Here is a 20946-nt window from a genome sequence, read left to right as displayed (position 1 = left end):
GTCCGAAGCGGTCACGTCCCGTGCTCCCAGCTGTCCATGTACTCGCGCTGCTGTTCGGAGAGCGTGTCGTGTGCGACCCCCTCCGCGGCGAGTTTTATCTCGGCGACCTCGCGGTCGAGGTCGTCGGGGACGTCGTGGACGCCCGGGTCGTATGCCGCGCCGTTCGTCGCGAGCTCGCGGACACACACCGCCTGCACCCCGAAGCTCTGGTCCATCACCTCGACCGGGTGCCCTAACGCGATCGGCGCGGCGAGATTGACGAGTCGTCCCTCGGCGAGCACGTTCAGCACCCGACCGTCGGGAAGCTCGAACCCCTCGACCCCCTCCCGCGCCTCGAAGCGGTCGACCGCGAGCTCGTCGAGCTCCTCGAGATTCACCTCCACGTCGAAGTGGCCGGCGTTCGCGAGGAGAACGCCGTCCTGCATCACCTCGAAATGCTCGCGGGTGATAACGTCGCGGTTGCCGGTCGTCGTGATGAACACGTCGCCGATCTCGGCGGCGTCGACCATCGGCAGCACCTCGTACCCCTCCATGTGGGCTTCCAACGCCCGGCGAGGATCGACCTCGCAGACGATGACGTTCGCGTTCTGGCCGGCCGCCTTCTTCGCGACGCCTTTGCCGCACTTCCCGTACCCGCCGACGACGACGTTTTTGCCCGCCCACGAGAGGTTCGTCGTCATCGCGATCGTCGCCAGCGACGACTCCCCGGTGCCGTGGACGTTGTCGAACAGCTGTTTCATCGGCGTGTCGTTGACGGCGAAGACGGGGTAGTGGAGCTCGCCGTCGGCGTCCATCGCGCGCAGCCGGTGGACGCCGGTCGTCGTCTCCTCCGCGCCGCCGACGATGGAGTCGATCAGTTCGGGGTACTCCTCGTGGACGAGTTTCACCATATCCATCCCGTCGTCGACGGTGATCGTCGGTTCGTGCGCGACGACCGCGTGCATCGCGTCGTAGTACTCCTCGTCGTCGACGCCCCGAACCGCGTAGGAGGTGATCGAGTCGTGTGCGTTCAACGCGGCGGAGACGTCGTCGTGTGTCGAGAGAGGGTTACACCCCGTGATCGCGACCTCCGCGCCGCCGTCGGCGAGCAGCTCGACGAGGTTCGCCGTCTTCGCCTCGACGTGCATCGCCATCGCGATGGTTTCGTCGGCGAGCGGCTGCTCGGCGACGAAACCATCGCGCAGCGCCTCCAGAATGGGCATATGCTGTAGCGCCCAGTCCATCTTTCGACGACCCTCCTCGCGGGCCGTCGCGGGATCGGATAGATGCTCCGTGACCGGTGGATACGTGCTCTCGCTCATGCATCTCGGTTGGCGAACCGACCACTAAACGCTGCCGACAACGGGGCGAGAAACGAAGTCGATCGGGGCCGTCATCGGAAGCGATTCGCCGGTGTGTGGTCAGTTGCTTGGCGGGCCGCCGCCGTTACCGTTTCCGCTCCCGGATCCACCACCGTTACCGTTCCCGGCACTCCCGCTGTTACCGGGCGCGTCATCATTTCCGGACGAGCCATCGGTTCCGGACGAGTCGGCGTCGCCGGAGGCGTCGGAGTCGGTGGCGTCATCGTCATCGGACGACTCGTTCGTCTCGGTGTGGTTCGGGCCGGCGTGTTCGGGAGGACCTGCGTGTTCAGGGGGACCACCGGCGTTTTCGGAGGCGTTGGCGGGACGATCGCTGGCGTTGGCAGGACGATCGCTGGCGTTAGCTGCGTGGGACGGCCGATCGGTCTCGTTCGTCGCGTTCGCGTGCGGGTTGCCCGCGTGGTCGGGCGCGTCACCCGGGTTGTTCCGCGTCACGAAGTCGGACATCGCGCTGCCGATGCCGCCGGGTCCGTTGCCCTGGAGCTGCCGGACGAAGTCGCGGACCTGCTGGCCGAACGGCTGCTGAGCTTCAGGCTCGTCGTCCGCCGCGACGGTCAGATCGGCCGTCGTCGAGGCGGTCTCGTTCTCGTACTCCGCGGTCACCTCGACGGTGACGTCCGCGTCGGCGGCGGGCAGTTCGACCGTGCCGTTCTCGTCGGTCGTGTAGTTCCCGCTACCCGCGTACGTCGCGTTTTCGTCGACCGGCTCGACGGTCACCGAGGCGTTCGCCACCGCGGTGTCGTTTTCGGTCACCGTCACGATCGGCTCCGCGTCCGCGTCGTCGACCGTGAGTTCTAGTCCATCGTCGGCCGCCACGGCACCCGTGGCCGCCCCGATCGCGACGATCGCGATCAGCAGTACGTACAACGTTCGTGTGCTCATCGTCACGGATCACCCGTGGAGCGGAACGGGGTTAAAAAGGGAACTCCGTTAACCCGGATTAATCCTGATTTCACCCGATACAGCGAATGTGGCCGGAATTCTCGTCGAGTCAATGACTACCGTACAAGCCGATTCGATCCCGATCGCGATGACACCAATTTATAAACCCCATGCGGTTGGCGCGCCGGTGAGCGCCCGAAGGGCGCGAGTCGCGAGGGCGACCGGAGGGAGCCCTCGAACGCGAGCGGCGAAGTCGCGAGCGAGCGCGCGCGAGGGAGTCGGTCGCCCGGAGCGACGCGGAGGGCGGCCGACGAGGCTGGGGAGGTGAGAGGTGCGGTTGCGGTGCGGTTGCAGTACAGGGCGGAGCCTTCGAAACGGTAGAGTATCATAGATCTTTTGCCATGGTTCGTTCCATGAATTCACACTCGAATCAGCCGTGAGACGCTGCTTGCTTCGTGCTCGATACCGGGCGTATATTGTGCAGTGTGAGTTCGAGTAGATGCTTATAAAGGCGTACTTAGCGCTGCGAGGAGTGGTATATAAATGAGCGGTGAGGCAGAGACCGATTTGGAAGCCCCAGCCGCGACGGCTCGCGCGGCTCGCTGCGGTCCTCAGTCGCTCACTGCGTTCGCTCCTTGCGGTCCTTACGTCGCCGGGCTTCGCCCTCGCGGCTGCCCCTTCCAGTCCCGCCCCGCACCGCAGCCTCGGACCGCCCCAGCCTCGACCGGAGGGGCCGCCGGAACCGCTCGGCGGCCCCTCCGGTCTCCCTCGCGCGCTCGCTCACGGGCCGAAGGCCCGCTCGCGGCGCGCGCCACCGCAACCACAAGCAGAGCATTGTTCGGTTATCAGGTGACGGCGGGCGGTCGGCGCGCGCCTCCGAGCGCTCTGGAAAGAGCGCGAGGAGCGCGTGCGAGGGACGCGGTGAGCGCTCGGAGAGCGCGAACCGCGAGGCTGGGGAGGCGCGAGGTGCGGTTGCGGTGCGGTCGGGTGGGGTTGAAAGGGGCAGCCGGGAGGCGGGCGCACGCTCGCTGCGCGCTTCGGTCGCTCACGTCGTTCGCTCCCTGCAGTGCTTGTGTCGCCTGCGCCCGCCTCCCGGCTGGGGCTTTCGGATCGTTCGTCGCGGAGCTATCGCTCTCGCGACTCACTTATAAACGAACACCAACCCCTCCACGGTATCGCTTATAAACCACCCATCCACCCTCGTGAGCGACGTACACCCGAGATCGATCGCCGCGATGGCTGCACCGAGCGGTTCTCGTGTCGGTGTGTGAAGTGTTCTATGACGCCCTCAAACGGTCGTGTCGGCCGGGGTCTCACCCACGCGGGCGATCACCCATCCACGTATCAACGCGCCGGAGGTCGCCGCGTCGCGGTCACCCGGGGGATTTAGGCGATCGAGCGCATCCGATCGGCATGGACGCGCTCCTGCTCGCCGTGCTCGTGGGGATCCCGCTGGCGTGGCTCGTCGGCTTCGCGGTGTACGCGTACCTCGACGCGCCGAACCACGGGATGAGCCCGCGGAAGTGGGCAGCGATCTCGTTTTTCGTTCCGCTGTTCGGCTTCTTCGCGTACCTGTTCGAGCGCGAGGAGCGCGACTACGACCCCGAGGAGGACCCGTACGCGACGGGGGAGACGACGTTCGCCGTCCACGAGTCGAGACGCGGCGAGAAGCCGTTCGGCCCCGCCGGCACGCGGGCGGACGAGACCGACGACGACGAGGAGAGCGACGAGTGGAACGACCCGCCGGGCGTCGATCCCTGATCCGGGACGGAAGCGGCGCCGCGGCTCCGGACGCGAAGTCGACTCCGGCTTTAAGTCCTCGCGCCGGGTACGCACGCGTATGACCCTCTCGCTCGATTCGACTCAGCTCGACCGCTACTCCAGACACATCATCATGGACGAAGTCGGTCCCGAAGGGCAAAAACGGCTCCTCGACGGGCGTGCCCTCGTGCTCGGCGCTGGCGGACTCGGCTCCCCGGTGATCCAGTACCTCGCCGCAGCGGGCGTCGGGCGGCTCGTGGTCGTCGACGACGACGTCGTCGAGCGCTCGAACCTCCAGCGACAGATCGTCCACGGCGACGCCGACGTGGGCGAGCCCAAAGTCGAGTCGGCGGCGCGGTACGTCGAGGCGCTCAACCCCGATGTCGACGTGGAGACGCACGAGACCAGACTCGACGTGGCGAACGCCCGCGAACTGATCGGCGGCGTCGACGTCGTCGTCGACTGCGCGGACAACTTCCGGACCAGATACGTCGTCAACGACGCCGCCCGGATCGAGGGCGTGCCCGTCGTCCACGGCGCGATATACAAGTTCGAGGGACAGGCGACGACGCTCGTCCCGGGTGGTCCCTGCTACCGGTGTCTGTTCCCCGAGGCTCCCGACCCCGGAACCGTCCCCGACTGTGCGGCGACCGGCGTGCTTGGCGTGTTGCCCGGAACGGTCGGCTGCGTGCAAGCGACGGAGGCCGTGAAGCTGCTTCTCGACGCCGGGGAACCCCTCGGCGGGCGGCTCCTCTTTTACGACGCGATGGATATGACGTTCGAGACGGTCGAATACGCACGAAAACCCGACTGTCCCGTCTGCGGGGAGAACGGTATCGACACGATCGAGGGGATCGACTACACCGACGGCTGCCGGATCGAGGCCGAGTGACCGTGTCGCTGGCAGCCGACACCCGGGAGGCCGTCCGGGCCCGTCCGTTCCTTCTCGCGGCGCTTCGTGCCGGTGTGGTGAACTACAGCGCGGCCGCCGCGTGGCTCGCGGAGGACGCCGGCCTCGACGGCGACATCGAGGCCGCCGCGACCGCACTCCGCCGATTTCGGGACGAACTCCCCGCGTACGACACCGACGACCGGACCGCGACCGTGACGATGCAAAGCGGGGTCGGGATGGCCGACGTCGACACGGTCGAAACGACGGACGCACCCACACTGACCGTGGCCGGGGCATCGCTCGTTCCGGAGGGTGACGGAACGGCGGTCGTCGCGACCGGCGATGTCGACGCCGCCGCGCTGGCGGCGGTGCTCGAACGCTTATCAGCTGTGGGCGTCACCGTCCGAGCGGCGGGGGTCGCTCGCGGTGCGCTTCTCGTCGTCGTCGACCGCCGAGACGGCGCGAACGCCGTCCGAACCGTCGAGGCGGCGCTCGATACGGTTCTTTCCGTCGGGTGACCGGTCGTTTCGCGCCGCTAGTGGCGCTCGCGGACAAACGGAGCCCGGGAGCCACTCGATGTCAAACTGTACAACTACCGCGAGGAGGCGGTCTCCGTCGACCTCCTCGTCGAGGCCGACGACGACGAGCTCGGGATCGCCACGCTGGGATACGATTCGCCGGCGTGACGGGAGGGTTGCGGTCGTCGCCGGGTCGAGCCGTCAGTCGTCGCCTTCGACGACTGCCGTCTCCTCGGGTTCGTACAGCTCTCCGGTCCGTTCCAACTCCGAAAGGTAGTCGTCGGCGTCGATGGCGGCCTGACAGCCCATCCCGGCGGCAGTGACCGCCTGCTGGTAGTGGAAGTCGACGACGTCCCCGGCACCGAACAGCCCGTCGACACCCGTGTCAGTCTGATTCTCGCCGCGACCTCCCTCCGTGAGGAGATAGCCGTCGTCGTCGAACTCGACGCCCGTCCCCTCGAGGAACGCCGTGTTCGGCGTGTGACCGATCGCGAAGAAAACGGCCCCGACGTCGAACGTGTACTCGTCGACGTCGTCGGCGGTGGCGGGAGCCTCGAGCTTCTGTTTCGGATGACCGCCGGGATGCTCGACGAGCGTGACGTGGTCGATCCCGTCCGCCGGCGTGCCGTGGATCTCGGTTAGTTCGGTGTTCAACAGGAGCTCGATCTCGCCCTCGTCGACCTTCTCCATGATACGGTCGATCCAGACGTCCTCCGCCCGGAACTCCTCGCGGCGATGTGCGATGTACACCGTGTCCGCGAACTTGGTGAGGAAGTTCGCCTCCTCCATCGCCGCGTCACCGCCACCGACGACGAGCATGTCCTCGCCGCGGAAGAACGCCCCGTCACACGTCGCACACGTCGAGAGTCCGTACCCCATCAGCTCCTCCTCGCCGGGGACGCCGAGCGTTCGGGCGGACGCGCCCGACGCCGCGATGACGGCATCGGCCGTGTACACGTCACCGTCAGAGAGCTCGACCCGGAAATGTCCCTCGTCGGCTTTCGAGACGTCCTCGATGACGCCGTTTCGAGTCTCCGCGCCGAACTTCGTCGCCTGCGATTTCATGTTCTGTATCAGCTCCGGCCCGGAGATCCCCTCGGGGAAGCCGGGGTAGTTCTCCACGTCCGTCGTCAGCGTGAGCTGACCGCCCGGTTCGTCGCCCTCGATCAGGAGCGGCTCGTTGTTCGACCGTGCGGCGTAGATCCCCGCAGTCAGTCCAGCGATACCGGTGCCGGCGATGATCAGCCGGCGGTGGTCAACGACTGCCTCGTCCATACTGGGCCGTTCGCGATCGCGAGGTATGTACGTTGCGCTGTCGTGTCCGATCCGCACCAGACTGAGCGGCTGGCACGACGCAGTTCGCTCGCCAATGCGCCGCGGGATGCCATCTCGGCGACACGAAACGTCGTCCGCCCGGTCGCAACTTCAAAGAGTCCCGCGGGTGAGCCCCACACATGGAGCTAGACGACACGGACCGCGCGATCCTCCGGATCCTCCAGAACGACGCCAGAACCCCGTTCTCGGAAGTGGCCCGTCGGATCGACATGTCGAGTGCAACCGTACACGACCGCGTCGGTCGAATGGAGGAAGCAGGCGTCATCGAGGGGTATCACGCGAAGGTGAATCCCAAATCCGTCGGCTACGGCGTCAGCGCACTGGTCGGACTTCGCGTGAAGCAGGGACGCGAGGAGGACGCTCTGGAGCGACTCCGCGACATCGAGGAGGTCCGAGAGATCCATCTGACGACCGGCGAGTGGGACGTGATGTTGAAGGTCGTCGCGGAGGACACGGACCGGCTCCGCGATCTGATGTTCGAACGGATCGCCGATATGGACGGCTTCTCGCGTTCACAGACGATGATCATCCTCGGTACCGACTACGAGGCAGACGGACTGCCGATCTGAGACGGTCCGGTCGGCTCGGTCTTCCCTGCAGTCTCACGACGACCGGTCGCTTCCCCCCCGGTGTCGCATCGGATCCACACGGGACCGGAACGCTCAACTCGGGAACCGTCCGAACGGTGCACATGAGCACGCGTCTCGAGGATCGGTTCGACCTCTCACCCGAGCGGGCGTGGGCCGCGGTGGTCGGCGTCGTCACGGCCGCGCTCGCGCTCGGATCGCTTCTGTTTCCGCGCCAGGTGTACGATGCGTTCCTCTGGCGGTACTTTTGGGGTCCGGTCGCCGCCGACGGGCAAGGTGCACAGTGTGCGGTCCGCGAGGGTGGCACGACGGAGCTGCTGACGAGCTCCGCGGAGTGTGCGAGCGCAGTCGAGGCCGGACAAGTGGTGGCGTTCCCCGGCTACACCACCGTCTCGACGGTGAGCTACGTGTTCATCCTGCTCGGGATGCTGATCGGCGTGATATTCCTGCTCCGCCGGCTGGAGATCGGTGACGAGTTCCGGTTTTTTTACGCGCTGTTCCCGTTCATGCTGTTCGGCGGGGCGCTCCGCACGGTCGAGGACGCCGGCATCGCCGCGATGCGAGCCGGCACCGAGCCGATGATACCGTTCCCGTGGAGCGCGCTGCTTATCAGCCCGTTCATCTACTTCACCGTGTTCGCGGTGACGCTGGTGTGTGTCGTCGCCGCGTACGCGCTCGCCGATCGCGGGGTCGTCGACGACTACGCCACACCGCTTTTCGGGCTGGGAAGCGTCGCGCTCGTGATCACGGTCGGGTATCTCATCGCACTCGCTGCGCTCACGGAGTACGTGACGGTGTATCCCCAGGTACTCGTGTTAACGCTCGTCATCGCCACGCTCTCGACGTGGCTCGTCTGGCGACTGATCGAGGGGTGGAAACCGTCGATCAATCGGGGCACCGGATTCGCCGGCTTCCTCATCATCTGGGGACACGCGGTCGACGGCGTCGCAAACGTGATCGGGCTCAACTGGATGCCCGAGCTCACCGGGACCGCGAACCTCGTCCCCAAACACGTCGTAAACGAGCTGATCGTGAACTGGACCGGTCGCCTCCTGCCGGATTCCATCGTAGCGATCACCGGTGACGCGTGGCCGTTCCTGCTGGTAAAACTCGGCGCTGCCACGTTCGTCGTCTGGGTGTTCAACGGGGAGATGTTCGAGGAGTCACCGCGATACACCCTGCTTCTCCTCATCACCGTGCTCGCCGTCGGACTCGGGCCCGGCACGCGGGATATGCTGCGTGCGACGTTCGGGATCTGAGATCGATACCGGCTCCCGAGCCCGACCCCACTACGAGAACCGCACCGCGTCGCCCGGCGACAGTCCGAACGCTTCGTCGCCGCGACCGCCGTTGACGTCACACTCGAGATAGCCGTGGCTTCCGACGGTGACGAGGCGGTCTCCTCGCGGGACGGACGCGAACGTTTCGGCGACCGGGACCGGCTCGCCGTTCACGCGAACGTGGTCGGACCGGCGATCATCGTCGGGGTCGCGGCCGCGAACGAACGACCCCGGGACGTTCGTGATCGCGTTCCCGAAGTCGTCGACGACGAGCACTTCGCCGCGAGCGACGCCGTCCGCAACGGTCGCCGCCGGAAGCGTCAGGTCGACGTACTCCGTCGTACGGGTGAGTCCGGGAGTCGATGCAAGCACGTCGCCGTCGGCGACCGACGTGCCGAGCGCCTCCCGGATCCGCGCCGCCGCCGGTGCGAACACGTCCCGACCGTGGAACGTCGCGCTCGCGGGGTCGCTGACGGCGATCTCGAAGCACTCGATCTCGTCGCCGAGCCGTCCGTCGTCGCCGAGCCGTCCGTCGTCGCCGAGCCGTCCGTCGTCGCGTCCACTGCCGTCGGCGTCGGCAGCCAGCGCGCGAGCCGGCGGGAGTGCGAGCCCGTTGTCCGGCGCGACGAGGACGTGGTTGCCGGCGCGGACCGCGACTGCGGCGCGGTCGGTTCCGACTCCCGGGTCGACGACCGCACAGTGGACTGCGGGCGGGAACTCCGGAAGAACGAACCGGAGCCAGAACGCTGCCGCACGCGGGTCACCACGCGGGAGATCGTGAGCGACGTCGAGTATCTCCGCGTCGGTTTCACGACGGATGACGCCTTTCATCGCAGCCGGGTACGGCGATCCGAAGTCGCTTGCGAGCGTTATCATGGGGTGTACGGGTAGTCGCTGTGAATGGTTGCTGCGGATGGTTGCTGTGAATGGTTGCTGTGGGGTGGTTGGCCGGACGGTGCGCAAGCTCGAGCGGGACGATCACTGGTCGACGGGCGTGTCCGTCTCCGCGATCTGGCGGATCCGCTCCGCGCCGTCGACCTCGGTGATGACGTCGACGACGGCGTCGGGCACGAGATCCTCCCAGTCGCGGCCGTGAATGATCCGTTCGCGGAGCTCCGTCCCCTCAAGAACGTCGCGCCGGAACATCGGTGACCGCCGAACTTCAACGCCGGCCTCCTCGAACAGACGGATGACGAGCGGGTTGTTCGAGTACGCGACGTCGAACCGCGGCGTCATGCTCTGAACGTGACTCACCCAGACGGAGTTGCGGTCGAGATCCTCGATCGGAACCACGTAGGTAGTTACGGGGAGATCGTCGACGGCCTTCGTCACCATCATCACGCGCTCGCCCGCAGTAAACGGGTTTCTGGTGCTGTGGGAGTCGCCGGCCGAGCCGACCCCTAAGACGATCTCCTCGACTTCGTCGGCGATCTCCTCGACCATATGACGGTGGCCGTTGTGAAACGGCTGGAACCGTCCGATGTAGAACCCCCGCATGGTTCCACGTAGCGCGGGCGTCATTTATAAATACGGCGGGACGCCACTCCCGGATTATACGGCACCTATAGCGCTTCTACCCCGCGTTTCCGGCTTCTGTTCGGGATCGTTCTCGGGGAGAAAGTATATCAGTAGCGCTCCCTTCGTTTTCAGTAGCGAATATCGATTCTATGAGCAACGAGAAGGACACGAACGACCCGACGACCGAGGAGCTCTCCGACTCCACGACGGAGGCCGGAGGGCACCCGGATCCGTCGGGAGACGGCGAGGACGCCCCCGTCGATACGGGTTCCGATCCGGACGAGAACGCCGATCCGGACGAGAACGCCGATCCGGATGATCCGTCCGAGCGGGAGCGTTCGACGCCGCCCGCCGACGAGGAGACGATCTGGGACGACCCGAAGATCAAAGACGATCCCGGCGACGGCGGGTCCGACGAACCGAACGGAACCGATACCCCTGACGCACCGGACGCGCCCACCACTCCCGACGCACCGGACGAACCGGTCGACGAGGGCGACATCGACGAGCTCGGCAGCACCGTCGAAGTCGAGGGGGCGGAGATCGCAGAGGACCCGGACGAGGACGACCTCCTCGGCGGGCTCAAGATCGACACGACGACCGAGATCGAGATCCCCGACCGACTCGTCGACCAGGTGATCGGACAGGAGCACGCTCGCGACGTGATCATCAAGGCGGCCAAACAGCGCCGCCACGTCATGATGATCGGGTCGCCGGGTACCGGCAAATCGATGCTGGCGAAGGCGATGTCCGAGCTGCTCCCGAAAGAGGAGCTTCAGGACGTCCTGGTGTATCACAACCCCGACGACGGCAACAAGCCGAAGGTGCGGACGGTGCCGGCGGGGAAGGGTGAACAGATCGTCGACGCACACAAAGAGGAGGCCCGCAAGCGCAACCAGATGCGGTCGCTTCTCATGTGGATCATCATCGCCGTCGTGTTGGGGTACGCGCTCATCATCGTCGGCCAGATACTCATCGGTATCATCGCCGCGGGTGTCGTCTACCTCGTCTTCCGCTACCTCAACCGCGGCTCCGACGCGATGATCCCGAACCTGCTCGTGAACAACGGCGACACGAAGTCCGCGCCGTTCCGCGACGCCACGGGCGCGCACGCCGGCGCGCTGCTGGGTGACGTTCGCCACGACCCGTTCCAGTCCGGCGGCATGGAGACGCCGAGCCACGACCGCGTCGAGGCGGGCGCGATCCACAAGGCGAACAAGGGCGTGCTGTTCATCGACGAGATCAACACGCTCGACATCCGGAGCCAACAGCACCTCATGACGGCGATCCAGGAGGGCGAGTTCTCCATTACGGGCCAGTCCGAGCGCTCCTCGGGCGCGATGGTCCAGACGGAGCCGGTCCCCACCGACTTCGTCATGATCGCGGCCGGGAACCTCGACGCGATGGAGAACATGCACCCCGCACTGCGGAGCCGTATCAAGGGGTACGGCTACGAGGTGTACATGGAGGACACGATCGAGGACGACCCGGAGATGCGCCGGAAGTACGTCCGCTTTATCGCCCAGGAGGTCGCGAAGGACGGCCGCCTGCCGGAGTTCACCGCCGAGGCCGTCGAGGAAGTGATCCTCGAGGCAAAACGGCGGTCCGGCCGGAAGGGTCACCTGACGCTGCACTTCCGGAACCTCGGCGGGCTCGTTCGTGTCGCCGGCGACATCGCTCGCGGCGAGGACGCCGAGCAGACGACCCGCGAGCACGTGCTGCAGGCGAAGGGACGGTCGCGGTCGATCGAACAGCAGCTCGCCGACGACTACATCGAGCGCCGGAAGGACTACGAGCTACAGGTCTCGGACGGCTACGTCACCGGCCGCGTGAACGGCCTCGCCGTCATGGGCGAGGACTCCGGGATCATGCTGCCAGTGATGGCCGAAGTGACGCCCACCCAGAGCGGCGGGCAGGTGATCGCGACCGGCCAGCTGAAGGAGATGGCCGAGGAGTCCGTCCAGAACGTCTCGGCGATCATCAAGAAGTTCTCCGACGAGAACATCTCCGAGAAGGATATCCACATCCAGTTCATCCAGACCGGCCAGCAGGGCGTCGACGGCGACTCCGCATCGATCACGGTCGCGACCGCGGTCATCTCGGCGCTGGAGGACGTCGGTGTCGACCAGAGCCTCGCGATGACCGGCTCGCTGTCCGTGCGCGGCGACGTGCTGCCGGTCGGCGGCGTCACACACAAGATCGAGGCGGCCGCGAAGGCCGGTTGCAGTCGGGTCATCATCCCGAAGGCGAACGAGCAGGACGTGATGATCGAAGACGAGTACGAGGAGATGATCGAGGTGATCCCCGTCTCGCACATCAGCGAGGTGCTCGACATCGCTCTGGAGGGCGAAGCCGAGAAAGATTCGCTCGTCTCCCGACTCAAATCGATCACCGGCTCGGCGCTTAAAGACCAGCAGGGCGTCTCCAGCCCGTCAAGTCCGAGCCCGCAGTAACACCGCTCCGCGACCAGCCACGACATGACCGACTGGGCGACGTTCGCGGTCGCGACCGTCGTCATGACGCTGGCGCTTTTGTACCTCACCCGTCGCTCCCAGCGGACGCTGGAGCGGGTCCGTATCGTCGACGATATCGGCGACGCCGACCACCCCGACACCGCCGACCACCCCGACACCGCCGACCGCGATTCCGACGACCTCGACACGCCGGTATCGAACGCCGCGGAGCCGGTTCTCACGACGGAGCTACTCCTCGCGAACGTCGCGCTCTCGCAGGGAGTCGCGCTGGCGCTGCTCGTCGGGGTCGCGTGGTGGACCGGCGTTCCGGCACGTGCGTTCGGACTCGCAGCGGCGGATATCACGGCGTCCGTGCTGCTCGTCGGCGTCGCCGTCGGCGTCGTTCTCTATCTCGGCAACGAGGCAGCCGCGGGGCTCGGCGACCGGTTCGGCGTGACGGCTCCGGAGCGACTCCGCGAGGCGATGGCTCCATCCGACCGACGTGGGTGGGCGCTCCTGCTTCTCGTCGTGTTACCCGTGATCGCCGTCTTCGAGGAGGCGCTGTTCCGTGGCGCGCTTATCGGCGCGTTCGCGGTCGGTTTCGGGGTGGATCCGTGGCTGCTCGCGGTCGGCTCCTCCGTGGCGTTCGGACTCGGCCACGGCGCTCAGGGGCGCCTCGGGATCGCCGTCACCGGCGTGCTCGGGTTCGTGCTCGCGGCGGTGTTCGTCGTCAGCGGGAGTCTCCTCCTCGTAATCGTCGCCCACTACGTGATCAACGCGCTGGAGTTCGTCGTTCGGGAGGGGTTCGGCTGGGATCCGGCGGGCGTGAGCGAGTCGTCGTCGGGCTCATAAACGAGACGAGCGCCCCCGGGGTCGTACTGAAATCCTTCGATTTCCGTGCCGGCGAGAGACGAAGTCTCTCGAACGACTTGACCCGAGGCGCTTCACTCGTCGGCGAACGACCCGTTGCGGATCGTCGCCTCGGCGGCGGCGAGCATCTCGTCGGGATCGAACGCGTCGACGACGGTACGAAGATCGCTCCGGGACGCGTCCGCGAGATCACGGGCGTGGGCCGTCACGTTCGGGAGCGCGCGGACGACGTTGTCGATGATCGGGATCGTGGCGACCTGCGGGGAACGACTCGCCGGGTTGAGATCGACCACGATCTCCGTTTTTCCCATTTCGCCGAGCGCCTCCGCCCGGTCGCCGTCCTCCAGCGGAACGACGACGACGTCCGCGGCCCCGATCCCGTCCGCGTCGACCGTGCCGCGAGCGTGGTCGAGTCCGGGGATCTTCCCGTCTCCGGCGAGCCCTTTCACCCCGTCCGCGCCGTGCTCGCGGAGATGGTCGACGATCGCTTCCATGCGCTGTTCGGTCCGGTTGAACAGATTCACCTCGAGATCGGCGTCGACCGCCTCGGCGAGTTCGACGGTCGCGTCGGGGGCTAGCGCGGCCACGTTCCCGTTGACGGAGATGACTGGATGGTCGGCGAGGAGGAGTCGAGCCGCCGCTGCCCGCTCCGCCTCGTCCGCGCTCGGGAGCGTCCGTTCGCCGAGCAGGTAATCGAACGCCTCCCCGCGTCCCTGGGCGATGAGCCCCTGCTTCGAGGTGATTCCCTTCTCGACGCCCGCCTCGATCCGATGGCGGGTCCGCAGCGACGCGGCTCGGGGATGGTCGTCCGGAATCTCCGTGTCGGCCATATCGCCGATTGGCAGTCGAACGGATAAAAGCGGCTCGTTGGCTGGGCGAGACTCGATCCGAGTTGATCGGCCCGTGGCACCCAAAAATTAACTCCATTCGACACGTATATCGGAACGTTATGCATCGGAGTGGGACGTACACCGTCGTCGACGGCTGCAACGACCACGGAACGATGACCCTTCGCGAGCATCCGCGCAACGAGACGCTACACGTCGTCGAGTACGACTGTCCGGACGCCGAGGAGGCGCTCGCGGAACTGGACCCCGGCTCCGTCGTCGAACTCGAGCTCAGACGGGCGGGGCGGCGCGGGAACGCATGGCGCGTCGAAGCCGCGGAGCCGGTGGAACACGCCGTGGCCGCAGCGCCCTGATCGCGACCGGTCGACCGGAAACGTGCGTTCCGCCGTCCGTCCACTCCGTCCGCCAACTCCTCACGCAACCCCGATCCGCTCGCGATACGTACCGTACTCCGATTCGAACACGGCCATGATCTCGCCCATCGTCGCGTACGCCTTTACGGCGTCGACGATCGCGGGAAGGACGTTCTCGTCGTCGTCGATAGCGGCTCGGATGTCGTCGAGCGTGCGCTCGACCGCGTCGTCGTCACGGTCCGCCTTGACGGCGTCGAGGCGGTCGGTCTGCCGCTCCCGGGTCGTCTCGTCGACGCGGAGCAGATCCGGTTTCGTCTCCTCTTCGATCTCGTAGGCGTTGACGCCGACGACCGTCTCCGCGCCCTCGTCGACACGCTCCTGATACTCGTATGCGGACTCCTGGATCTCGCGGTGGAAGTACCCTTGCTCGATCCCGTAGAGCACCCCGTCGCGGACGGAGCCGTCGCCCATTCCTCTGATCTCCTCGATGTACGTCATCGCGTCCGACTCGATCTCGTCGGTGAGCGCCTCGACGGCGAACGAGCCGCCGAGCGGATCGACGACGTCGGCCGCGCCGGACTCCTCGGCGATGATCTGCTGGGTTCGAAGCGCGACGCGAACCGCCCGCTCGGACGGAAGCGCGAGCGCCTCGTCGAAGGAGTTCGTGTGAAGACTCTGGGTGCCGCCGAACACGCCCGCAAGCGCCTGCATCGTGACCCGCACGACGTTGTTCAACGGCTGCTGGGCGGTGAGCGACTGTCCCGCGGTCTGGGTGTGGAACTTCAGTTGTTTTGCGGCCTCGGCCTTTGCGCCGTACCACTCCGCCATCACCCTCGCGTAGATCCGGCGAGCGGCGCGGAACTTTGCGACCTCCTCGAGAATGGAGTTGTGCGAGTTGAAGAAAAACGAGAGCTGCGGCGCGAACTCGTCGACGTCGAGCCCGCGGTCCAGACAGTCCTCGACGTACGCGAACCCGTCCGCGAGCGTGAACGCGAGCTCCTGTGTCGCCGTCGACCCGGCCTCGCGGATGTGATACCCCGAGATCGAGATCGGCTTGAACGCGGGCGTCTCCGCGACCGCGAACTCGATCGTGTCGGTGACGAGATCGAGGGAGGGCTCCGGCGGGATCACCCACTCCTTCTGGGCGATGAACTCCTTGAGCATGTCGTTCTGGAGGGTGCCCCGAAGCTCCGCACGCGGGACGCCCTGCTGGTCGGCGATGGCGACGTACATCGCGTAGATCACCGGCGCGGACGGGTTGATCGTAAAGGAGGTCGACACCTCGCCGACGTCGATCCCGTCGAAGAGCAGCTCCATATCGCGGAGCGTGTCGACGGCGACGCCCTCCTTGCCGACCTCGCCGAGCGCCATCTCGTCGTCGGAGTCGATCCCCATCAGTGACGGCATGTCGAACGCGGTCGAGAGGCCGGTCTGGCCCTCCTCGATCAGATAGTGGAACCGGTCGTTCGTCTCCTCGGCGGTACCGAACCCCGCGAACTGGCGCATCGTCCACGTCCGACCGCGGTACATCGTCGGATAGACGCCGCGGGTGTACGGCTCCTCGCCCGGGTAGCCGAGATCCGCCTCGTAGTCGAGGTCGGCGACGTCTGCGGGGGTGTACAGCCGGTCGACTTCGCGGTTCGACACGGTCGCGAACCGTTCGCGACGCTCGCCATGGCGGTCGAGCACGGGATCGAGCGTCTCCTCCCGCCACCGCTCGTGTCCCTCACGGATCGCGGCGAGCTCCTCGTCGTCGTACATGCGTAACGGTTCCGCCGCTCAATTTATAAATATTGATTGTGATCGTTCGGCGAACGAGCGTCAGTTAACACCCGACCGTCAGGTGACGCCCGTCGAGGGCCACCGCCCGTCGAGAGCCGTCGCCCGTCGAGGGCCACCGCCCGTCGAGAGCCGTCGCCCGTCGAGGGCCACCGCCCGTCGACGCCTACCACGGATCGCCGCTCCTTTTGTACTACGAATCGAGCGATCACGTATGAGAACGGCTGCACACCGGGCTAGCGGGTGGGCGCGATGACGGATCTCGTGACGTTCGGCGAGACGATGCTCCGGCTGTCGCCGCCTCGGGGCGAGCGGCTGGAGACGACACGCGAGCTCGACGTCCAGGCCGGCGGTGCGGAGAGCAACGTCGCCGTCGGCACGGCCCGACTCGGCGTCGACGCCGCGTGGCTCTCGAAGCTCCCGGACTCCCCGCTCGGTCGGCGGGTCACGGGTGAGCTCCGGAGCCACGGCGTCAAGCCACGGGTCGCGTGGGCCGATCCGGACGCGAGCAGACTCGGAACGTACTACCTCGAACACGGCGGGGAGCCACGCGGAACGGACGTAATCTACGACCGCGCGGACGCCGCGATCACGACGGTGACGCCCGAGGAGCTACCGACCGGCGTCCTCGAGGACGCCGACCGCTTTCACACGACCGGGATCACACCAGCGCTCTCCGAGCGGACCGCCGAGACGACCGCCGCGCTGTTGCGTGCGGCCGGCACCGCCGGCGTCACTCGCTCGTTCGACCTGAACTATCGGTCGAAGCTGTGGGCGCCCGGAGCGGCGAGAGCCGCCTACGAGGAGCTGTTCGCGGATATCGACACGCTGTTCGTACCGCGTCGGGACGCCCGCGAAGTGCTCGACAGAACAGGTGACGCCGTGGAGATCGCTCACGGGCTCGCCTCCGAGTTCGGCATCGACACCGTCGTCGTCACGCGCGGACACGAGGGAGCGGTCGCGTTACGCGGAGGGTCCGTCTACGAACAGGAGGTGTACGAGGCGGAGACGTTCGACGCGATCGGCACCGGCGACGCGTTCGTCGCCGGCTTCCTCGCGAAGCGGCTCCGCGGCGGCGACATCCCCGCAGCACTCGAATGGGCGGCCGCAACCGCCTCGCTGAAGCGAACGATCGGCGGCGACGTCGCCGTCGTGACCCGCGGGGACGTCGAGCGAGTCGTCGACGGTGGAAGCGGGATCGACAGGTAGGTGAGCAACTCTTAGTACGACGGGGGCGTCGTGTCCGGTATGCACGTCGTCGTCATCGGAGCGTACGGAAGCGCCGGCGCGGCCGTCGCGAGCGAGCTAGCACCACACGTCGGAAAACGCGTCGACGAGCTCACGCTGGTCGACGACGGAGACCCCGGCGGCGGACTCTGTATTCTGGAGGGGTGTATGCCGTCGAAGGAGCTGCTCTCGGCGGCCGCTCACCGATTCGAGGCCCGCGACGACGGGCGGCTCACTGGGAAGCCACACGAGCTCGATCTGGACCGGGTCGTCGCCGAGAAGAACGACCGGACTCGCGACTGGGCCGGCCATCGCCGGGAATCGGTCCACGAGCTGGCCGAGCGCGACGGGATCGAGTTCCGCCACGCGCCCGCCCGGTTCGTCGACGACCGCACGGTCGAGATCGGCGGCGGCCCCGACGAAATCGGTGACGGGGAGATCATCGAGGCCGACTACGTCGTGATCGCGACCGGCTCCGTGCCGAACGTCCCGGCGTTGCCGGGCCTCGACGAGCTCTCTGCTGACCGCCTGTACACGAGCAAAGACACTCTCCACACGACCGATCTCCCCGACACCGGCGTCGTGATGGGGTTTGGCTACGTCGGCATGGAGATGGTGCCGTATCTCGCGGAGGCGGGCGTCGACTGCACCGTGATCGAACACGACGAACGTCCGCTCGACGAGGCCGACCCCGAGTTCGGTGACGAGCTTCTGGCGATCTACCGGGAGGAGTTCGACGTCGACGTCCGGACCGAGGTGTACGAAACGTCGATCACGGAGACGCCGGACGGAGTCCGTCTCGGCCTCGACGACGGGACCCACGTCGAGGCTGACGCAGTGTTCCAGTTCACCGGGCGAAAGCCGAACCTCGATCCGCTCGAGCTGGAGAACACGTCGCTCGATCCGAAGCTGGACGGACGCGCGTCGGAAGCGCCCGAAGACGGATGGATCGACGCGACGATGCGACCGCCGAACGACGATCGAACGTTCGTGGTCGGCGACGCCAACGGCCGGGAGCCGATCCTCCACGTCGCCAAGGAGCAGGGGTTTCAAACCGCCGAGAACATCGTCCGCCACGCCCGGGGCCAGCCCGTCGAGCCGTACACGAACGTGCACCACCACGTCGTCTTCTCCGGGGCGGGCGTGTACCCGTTCGCACGCGTCGGCCACACGCCGCGGTCCGCCGCCGAGGCCGGCCATTCGACGGTCGTCGCGACGCGCGACGCGAGCGACGACGGCGTATTTAAATCGAAGAACGTCCCGCACGGGCTCGGGCGGCTCGTCGTCGACGCCGACGACGGCACCGTGCTCGGCTGGCAGGGGCTCCACTACCACGCGGACACGATCGCGAAAACGTTTCAGATCGCCGTGGAGATGGAACTCGACGTCAGGGAACTGCCGGATCGCGCGTACCATCCGACGCTCCCGGAGAACGTCGACGGCCTCATCAGGGAGTGTGCGGCGGGCGTCAGCGACGAATGAAAAAACGAGGGTCTACTCGAACTCCTGCTCGTCGGCCTCGTCGAGCGTGATCTCGGTAACTTCGACGATACGGTCGTCCGCGACCAGCGTCTCGATCGCCTCGGCGGGCACCTCGTGGTCGAGGTTGTACACGGTGATCGCCTCGCCACCCTGCGTCTCACGGGCGTTGAACATCCCCGCGATGTTCACCTCGTGGTCGCCGAGGACGCTCCCGATGAGTCCGATGACGCCGGGCTCGTCGTAGTTGCGCGCGACGAGCATGTGGCCGTACGGAACGGCGTCGACGCGGAACCCGTCGATCCGGACGATTCGCGGGTCCTCACCGGCGAACAGCGTCCCCTCGACGGCGAGTTCGGAATCACCGTTCCGAACGGTGACACGGACGAGACTCTGGAAGTCCTGGGTCTGTCGCGTCTTCGCCTCGGTGACGTCGATGCCGCGCTCCTCGGCGAGCCGCGGCGCGTTGACCGCGTTCACCTGCCACTCCAACGGCTCGAACACGCCTTTGAGCGCGCTCGCAGTGACGAGTTCGACGTCCTCCGCCGCGATGTCACCCTCATACGTCACCTCGACGTCGGTTATCCGACCGTCGAGCAGCTGTGCGGCGACCTTTCCGGCGGTCTCGGCCACCGCGAGATACGGTTTGATCCGGGGGAACGCCGTTTCGTCGACCGACGGCGCGTTCAGCGCGGTGAGCACGGGCTCGTCGTTGAACGCCGCGATCACCGCCTCCGCGGTGTCGACGGCGACGTTCTCCTGTGCCGCCTCCGTCGCCGCGCCGAGGTGTGGCGTGACGACGACCTCCTCGACGTCGAGCAGCGGCGAGTCGGGGTCGAGCGGCTCCTCCGCGAACGAGTCGAGCGCGGCACCGGCCAGCACGCCGTCGTCGACGGCGGCCGCCAGCGCGTCCTCGTCGACGATACCCCCGCGAGCACAGTTGATGAGGTACCCCCCCTCGAGCTCGGCGAGCTCCGCCTCGCCGATCATTCCCTCCGTCTCCGGCAGCAGCGGCGTGTGGATCGTCGCGAAGTCGGCACGCGCCAGCGTCTCGTCGAGCTCCTCGACGAGCTCCGCGCCGAGACGCCCGGCTCGCTCCTCGGAGATGTACGGGTCGTACACGACGAGGTCCATGCCGAGCGAGTCGAGTCGCTTTGCGACCTGCTGCCCGACGCGACCGAGCCCGACGACGGCGAGCGTCTTGTTGTTCAGTTCGGTACCGAGGAACTCGCCTTTGGCCCACTCGCCCTCACGGAGTCTGGCGTGCGCCTGGGGGATCGAACGCGCGACGGCGAACGTCATCGCGACGGTGTGTTCGGCGGCGGCGCGAACGTTCCCCTCCGGCGCGTTGGCGACGATCACGCCGTGCTCGGTCGCGGCCTCGATGTCGATGTTGTCGACGCCGATCCCCGCGCGCCCGACGATGACGAGATCCGGCGCGGCCTCGAACACCTCGGCGTCGACCTCCGTTCCGGACCGAACGACGAGCGCGTTGGCGTCGGATACCGCCTCCAGCAGCGCCTCACCCTCGACATCGTAGGCGGTTTCGACCTCGTACCCCTCCTCACGGAGTCGGTCCAAACCCGCATCAGCGACCGGGTCCGTCACGAGTACCTTCATATCCATATCGACCCACGGCGCGTTGTTAACCCTTTCTCAATCGATCCGACGAGCCGCGAATGTCGATCCACGATGATGAATCTGAAGCGCAACAGTCGGCCAGAAATACGTCCTATCGTGACCATTCACTCGACCGGAGAGATATCGAGACGAAAATTTCGATCGCTCGTTCGAAGGTTTGTA

General features: G+C 66.8%; 18 protein-coding genes. 10 read left to right on the top strand and 8 right to left on the bottom strand.

The window, feature by feature from the left end:
• Positions 1 to 11 precede the first annotated feature (11 nt).
• On the bottom strand, positions 12 to 1301 hold the full coding sequence (locus ACYQ0R_RS10135) for an adenosylhomocysteinase (RefSeq protein ID WP_459823200.1): 1290 nt from the start codon (positions 1299 to 1301) through the stop codon (positions 12 to 14).
• Between the two features lie 99 nt (positions 1302 to 1400).
• Positions 1401 to 2243: a hypothetical protein gene (locus ACYQ0R_RS10130; RefSeq protein ID WP_459823198.1), complete on the bottom strand. Its 843-nt coding sequence runs from the start codon at positions 2241 to 2243 to the stop codon at positions 1401 to 1403.
• A 1413-nt stretch (positions 2244 to 3656) separates the two neighbouring features.
• On the opposite strand from ACYQ0R_RS10130, the gene ACYQ0R_RS10125 reads away from it, so the two are divergent.
• From ACYQ0R_RS10125 to ACYQ0R_RS10115, 3 genes are all read left to right on the top strand, one after another.
• Complete coding sequence (locus ACYQ0R_RS10125; protein ID WP_459823196.1) at positions 3657 to 4004, top strand: PLD nuclease N-terminal domain-containing protein; 348 nt, start codon at positions 3657 to 3659, stop codon at positions 4002 to 4004.
• 79 nt (positions 4005 to 4083) lie between these two features.
• Positions 4084 to 4896, top strand: a complete 813-nt coding sequence (ubaA, locus tag ACYQ0R_RS10120) for an SAMP-activating enzyme E1 (protein WP_459823193.1) — start codon at positions 4084 to 4086, stop codon at positions 4894 to 4896.
• Positions 4897 to 4898: 2 nt separating this feature from the next.
• Positions 4899 to 5414, top strand: a complete 516-nt coding sequence (locus ACYQ0R_RS10115) for a DUF7523 family protein (RefSeq protein WP_459825736.1) — start codon at positions 4899 to 4901, stop codon at positions 5412 to 5414.
• A gap of 201 nt (positions 5415 to 5615) precedes the next feature.
• Here the strand turns inward: ACYQ0R_RS10115 and ACYQ0R_RS10110 are convergent, their stop codons facing one another.
• A complete protein-coding gene (locus ACYQ0R_RS10110) occupies positions 5616 to 6689 on the bottom strand; it encodes an NAD(P)/FAD-dependent oxidoreductase (RefSeq protein ID WP_459823191.1) in 1074 nt (357 codons plus the stop codon).
• Positions 6690 to 6868: 179 nt separating this feature from the next.
• Between ACYQ0R_RS10110 and ACYQ0R_RS10105 the strand changes: the two genes are divergently transcribed.
• Together ACYQ0R_RS10105 and ACYQ0R_RS10100 are read left to right on the top strand one after the other, a co-directional pair.
• On the top strand, positions 6869 to 7318 hold the full coding sequence (locus ACYQ0R_RS10105; protein WP_459823189.1) for an Lrp/AsnC family transcriptional regulator: 450 nt from the start codon (positions 6869 to 6871) through the stop codon (positions 7316 to 7318).
• Positions 7319 to 7440: 122 nt separating this feature from the next.
• A complete protein-coding gene (locus ACYQ0R_RS10100) occupies positions 7441 to 8595 on the top strand; it encodes a DUF63 family protein (protein ID WP_459823187.1) in 1155 nt (384 codons plus the stop codon).
• Positions 8596 to 8625: 30 nt separating this feature from the next.
• Here the strand turns inward: ACYQ0R_RS10100 and ACYQ0R_RS10095 are convergent, their stop codons facing one another.
• Together ACYQ0R_RS10095 and ACYQ0R_RS10090 are read right to left on the bottom strand one after the other, a co-directional pair.
• Positions 8626 to 9492, bottom strand: coding sequence for an SAM hydrolase/SAM-dependent halogenase family protein (locus tag ACYQ0R_RS10095; protein ID WP_459823185.1), 867 nt, complete (start codon positions 9490 to 9492; stop codon positions 8626 to 8628).
• Between the two features lie 102 nt (positions 9493 to 9594).
• Entirely contained in the window at positions 9595 to 10113 is a 519-nt protein-coding gene (locus ACYQ0R_RS10090; RefSeq protein ID WP_459823182.1) for a nicotinamide-nucleotide adenylyltransferase, read from the bottom strand.
• A 170-nt stretch (positions 10114 to 10283) separates the two neighbouring features.
• On the opposite strand from ACYQ0R_RS10090, the gene lonB reads away from it, so the two are divergent.
• Together lonB and ACYQ0R_RS10080 are read left to right on the top strand one after the other, a co-directional pair.
• The gene (gene lonB, locus ACYQ0R_RS10085) at positions 10284 to 12587 is read left to right on the top strand and encodes an ATP-dependent protease LonB (protein WP_459823179.1); all 2304 of its coding nucleotides are present in this window, start codon (positions 10284 to 10286) and stop codon (positions 12585 to 12587) included.
• Positions 12588 to 12611: 24 nt separating this feature from the next.
• On the top strand, positions 12612 to 13439 hold the full coding sequence (locus tag ACYQ0R_RS10080) for a CPBP family intramembrane glutamic endopeptidase (RefSeq protein ID WP_459823176.1): 828 nt from the start codon (positions 12612 to 12614) through the stop codon (positions 13437 to 13439).
• A gap of 92 nt (positions 13440 to 13531) precedes the next feature.
• On the opposite strand, the gene ACYQ0R_RS10075 is transcribed toward ACYQ0R_RS10080, so the two are convergent.
• Positions 13532 to 14287, bottom strand: a complete 756-nt coding sequence (locus tag ACYQ0R_RS10075) for a 4-phosphopantoate--beta-alanine ligase (RefSeq protein WP_459823173.1) — start codon at positions 14285 to 14287, stop codon at positions 13532 to 13534.
• Between the two features lie 119 nt (positions 14288 to 14406).
• Here ACYQ0R_RS10075 and ACYQ0R_RS10070 point away from each other — a divergent pair, with 119 nt between their 5' ends.
• The gene (locus tag ACYQ0R_RS10070; protein ID WP_459823170.1) at positions 14407 to 14658 is read left to right on the top strand and encodes a DUF7999 family protein; all 252 of its coding nucleotides are present in this window, start codon (positions 14407 to 14409) and stop codon (positions 14656 to 14658) included.
• A gap of 60 nt (positions 14659 to 14718) precedes the next feature.
• Here the strand turns inward: ACYQ0R_RS10070 and ACYQ0R_RS10065 are convergent, their stop codons facing one another.
• A complete protein-coding gene (locus ACYQ0R_RS10065) occupies positions 14719 to 16419 on the bottom strand; it encodes a methylmalonyl-CoA mutase family protein (protein WP_459823168.1) in 1701 nt (566 codons plus the stop codon).
• A 261-nt stretch (positions 16420 to 16680) separates the two neighbouring features.
• On the opposite strand from ACYQ0R_RS10065, the gene kdgK1 reads away from it, so the two are divergent.
• A complete protein-coding gene (kdgK1, locus tag ACYQ0R_RS10060; RefSeq protein ID WP_459823165.1) occupies positions 16681 to 17646 on the top strand; it encodes a bifunctional 2-dehydro-3-deoxygluconokinase/2-dehydro-3-deoxygalactonokinase in 966 nt (321 codons plus the stop codon).
• A 39-nt stretch (positions 17647 to 17685) separates the two neighbouring features.
• Complete coding sequence (locus ACYQ0R_RS10055) at positions 17686 to 19146, top strand: dihydrolipoyl dehydrogenase family protein (protein ID WP_459823163.1); 1461 nt, start codon at positions 17686 to 17688, stop codon at positions 19144 to 19146.
• Between the two features lie 12 nt (positions 19147 to 19158).
• Here the strand turns inward: ACYQ0R_RS10055 and serA are convergent, their stop codons facing one another.
• Complete coding sequence (gene serA / locus ACYQ0R_RS10050; protein ID WP_459823160.1) at positions 19159 to 20763, bottom strand: phosphoglycerate dehydrogenase; 1605 nt, start codon at positions 20761 to 20763, stop codon at positions 19159 to 19161.
• Between the last annotated feature and the right edge of the window lie 183 nt (positions 20764 to 20946).

The organism is Halorubrum luteum, from assembly GCF_054652935.1.
The sequence above is the reverse complement of the archived record's forward strand: the minus strand, read 5'-3'. Positions and strand labels throughout refer to the sequence as shown.